Raw genomic sequence first — 3,614 nt, forward strand, 5'->3', positions numbered from 1 at the left:
CTCTGGGATCGCATCGGCCACGTGCTCGACGCCTTCACCCCGCAGGAATGCGCCAACTATTTCCGCCACGACGGCTATGCATCAACTTAGATGTCGAATGCTCTAGTGTTGGCTCTCCGGCATCCGCACCACTAGGCCGTCCAGCGCGTCGCTCACCCTGATCTGGCAGGAGAGCCTTGAGTTGTCCTCGACGTTCTCGGCGAAATCCAGCATCGACTCTTCCATGGCCGACTTCTCGCCGGTCTTGGCGCGCCAGGCTTCGTCCACATAGACGTGGCAGGTGGCGCAGGCGCAGGCGCCGCCGCAGTCGGCGTCGATGCCGGGGATGTTGTTCTTCACCGCGCCTTCCATGACGCTGAGCCCGTTCTTCACGTCGATGACGTGCTCGGTTCCGTCGTGCTCGATGTAGGTAATCTTCGCCATTAGTCCCTCGACGGGCCGCCCTTAAGCAGCGACCTCTTTCATGGAAACGGTGGGGTCTGCAAGTCTGGCCTTGTCCACCGGACGCCGCGCTCCGATGAGCTGTTTGCCCATCATGAACTCAGGCGGTGAATTGATCGCTTCCACCGACTGGACGAGATCGCCCTTCAGGTGGAACACCGCGAACTTGCCTGACGCCGGGTCACCGCGGAGCAGGATCTCGTCGACGTCGAAGGCGTAGCCGGCGATCTGCAGCTTCAGATCGTACTGATCCGACCACTGCCAGGGCGTTTCGCCCGGTGGCGGCGGCCGGCCGACGATTGCGCTGGCCGCCTGTTTGGCCTGTTCCAGCGCATTAGGCACGCTCTCCATGCGGAACATCCGGTCGTAGATCGGCATCGGCCGGTGCGTCACGTCGCCGATGGCGAAGATCGACGGATCGGATGTGCGCGCCTCCAGGTCGACGACGATGCCGCGGGCTGTGTCCAGGCCGCAGTCCTTGGCGATCTCGTCGTTGGGGTGGGCGCCCACCCCGACCACCACGGCGTCGCAAGGCACGGTGCGGCCATCGGCCAGGGTGACGCCGGTGACATGACCGTCCTGCCCTTCGAAGGCCGTCGCCGTGGCGCCGAGCTCGAAGGTCACCCCGTGAGCCTCATGGTAGCTTTTGAAGAATGCCGACAGCGTCTCGCAGGCGACGCGGGCCAGGAGGCGGTCCTCGCGCTCCAGCACCACGACCTCCGCGCCCAGCGCCCGGCCCGAGGCGGCCACCTCCAGCCCGATATAGCCGCCGCCGACCACGGCCAGGGTCTTGCCCGGCCCCACCGTCGCCTTCAGTGTCTCGGCGTCGGCGGCGGTGCGCAGGAACATCACGCCCTTCAGGTCCGCGCCCGGGATGGGCAGGGCGATGGCCCGCGCCCCGGTGGCCAGGATCAGGACATCGTAGGCGAGGCTCGATCCGTCGGAGAGCGCCACCGTCTTGGCCCCGCGGTTGATGGCGGTGGCGGTCGTCGAGGCGCGGAAGTCGATGTTGTGCTCGGGGTAGAATTCCAGCGGCTTCAAGGCCAGGGAGTCCGCATCGGCCTCGCCCTTGAGCCAAGCCTTGGAGAGCGGCGGCCGCTGATAGGGCGGGATCGGCTCCTCGCCGATGAGCGTGATCGGCCCCTCGAACCCATACTGGCGCAGCAGGGCCGCCGCCGTGCCCCCCGCATGGCCGGCCCCCAGGATCACCACATGCGCGGCTGGATCGCTCATTCGGCTTCGATGCCCAAAAATGACGCTGGCGTCAACTTGGACGCCTTTCCCCCGGCGCAGCCGAGAGGGGGAGGGTAGGGAGAGGGCGGCTCCGCGTCACCCTCGAACCACCGGTTCAGCCATGTTCCAACTTGGCGATGGCTGGATTATCATGCCGGCGGCGAGGCCTCCGCCGCCCTCTCTCCACCCTCCCCCTCTCGCTTCGCAGGGGAGAGGCCTTTGTCACGCTGCCTTCTGCTCGGCGATCCAGGCCTTAACCCGCATGTCGAGCACCGACAGCGTCAGCGAGCCGGAGGCGATGATCATGTCGTTGAAGGCCCTGATGTCGAACTTCGGGCCGAGCGCCTTCGAGGCCTGGTCGCGGAGCTGCATGATGCGGATCATGCCGATCTTGTAGGCTGTGGCCTGGCCGGGCCCGACGATGTAGCGGCGGGTCTCGGCGCGGGCAGTGTCGTCGCTGCGGTGGCCGACGGTCTTCAGGTAGTCGATCGCCTGCTCTTCGCTCCATCCTTGCGCGTGGATGCCGGTGTCGGTGACCAGGCGCACGGCGCGGAACAGCTCGCCGTCCAGGCGCATGAAGTCGGACGGGATGTCCGGATAGACGCCCATCTCCTTGCAGAGATACTCGGAGTAGAGACCCCAGCCCTCGTTGAAGGCGGCGTTGCGGGCGGCCAGGCGGAACTTGGGCACATCCTTCTGGCGCACCCGGATGTCTCCCTGCATGGCGTGACCCGGGATGCCCTCGTGGCACATCAGGTCGGGCAGGCTCGCGCGCATCGGCGTCTTGCCTAGCATGTGCAGATAGACCCGGCCCGGGCGTTTGCCGTCGGGGCTGGCCCCATTGGTGTGCGCCGCGCCGCCGGCCACCTCGCTGAACGAGGGCTCGCGGATCACTTCGATGCCGTAGATCGGCAGGACGTGGAACATCGACCCCAGATGGGTGCGGTCGTTGGCGATCAGGTCATTGGAATATTTAAGGATCTCGGCGCGATTCTGGTCGTTGTAGGGCTGCGCCGGGTCGAGCCGCTGCAGCTCCTTGTAATAGGTCTCGGCGTCCGGGAACCCGGCCTTTTTGGCCAAAGCGTCCATCTCGCCCTGGATGCGCTTCACCTCCGAGAGCCCCAGGGCGTGAATCTGGTCGGCGGTGAGGTCGGTGCGGGTCTGCAGCTTCAGGGCCGCGGCGTACCACGCCAGCCCATTGGGAAGGGTGACGGCGCCCACCTTGCCGGATTTGGCGTTGGCGATATCGCTCTGCAGCCAGTCGGCCATCCGCTGGTAGCCGGGCTTCATCCCCGTCAAGAGCGCGGTTTTCGTCCCCTCCAGCAGCTTCTGCGCCTCTTCGGGCGTGACCTTGCCGGCGGCCTGCAGCTTGCCGACCTTGGCCTTGGCGTCGGCCCAGAGGGGCGAATCCGGGCCGGCGGCGTCGAACGGCTGGCCGGAGGTGAGCTTCTTGTTCTCGGCGATCGCGCGCTCGTACTGGAAGCGGGGCATGCGGATGCCCTTGGCGACGGAGGCCTGGGCGCGCTCGCGCACCTGGTCCATGGCGTGGCCCATCGCCATGACGCGGGCGTTGTAGGCGACCATGTCGGAGGGCGCCTCGACCAGGTGCGAGCCGATCAGGAAGTTCGGCAGGGACGACTGGATCTGGCCCACGGCGTATTCGTAATCGCGGAACTTGTAAGCGAGCTCCGCGGAGTCCAGCTCGTCGATCCACATGTCGTAGCTGATCTGCGCGTCCAGCGGCAGCTTGGCCCGCTGGAACTGGGCCTTCAGGCGCGCCACGCTGCCGCGCCGCCATTCCAGGCGCTGCAGGTCGGCCGCGTCGCTGAGGTCGTTCAGCTTGTCCAAGCCCTCCTTGCTGCCGAAGGAGCTGGACTGCTGCGGGCTGAAATTCATCGCCTGGGCGTATTCGCTGTCGAGGAAGGCGGTCAGGCGCGCGC

Annotated in this window: 3 protein-coding genes; all 3 read right to left on the reverse strand. The window is 66.7% G+C overall.

Features of this window, described 5'->3' with window-relative positions; all coding sequences use genetic code 11:
* Positions 1-102: 102 nt before the first annotated feature.
* Complete coding sequence (locus E8A12_RS04560; RefSeq protein ID WP_293366586.1) at positions 103-423, reverse strand: 2Fe-2S iron-sulfur cluster-binding protein; 321 nt, start codon at positions 421-423, stop codon at positions 103-105.
* 21 nt (positions 424-444) lie between these two features.
* Positions 445-1,674, reverse strand: a complete 1,230-nt coding sequence (locus tag E8A12_RS04565) for an FAD-dependent oxidoreductase (RefSeq protein ID WP_293366587.1) — start codon at positions 1,672-1,674, stop codon at positions 445-447.
* A gap of 222 nt (positions 1,675-1,896) precedes the next feature.
* The coding region (locus tag E8A12_RS04570; protein ID WP_293366588.1) for a DUF885 domain-containing protein at positions 1,897-3,614 on the reverse strand (1,718 nt) is incomplete at its 5' end.

This window comes from Phenylobacterium sp., assembly GCF_004799395.1.
Classification (GTDB): Bacteria; Pseudomonadota; Alphaproteobacteria; order Caulobacterales; family Caulobacteraceae; genus Phenylobacterium.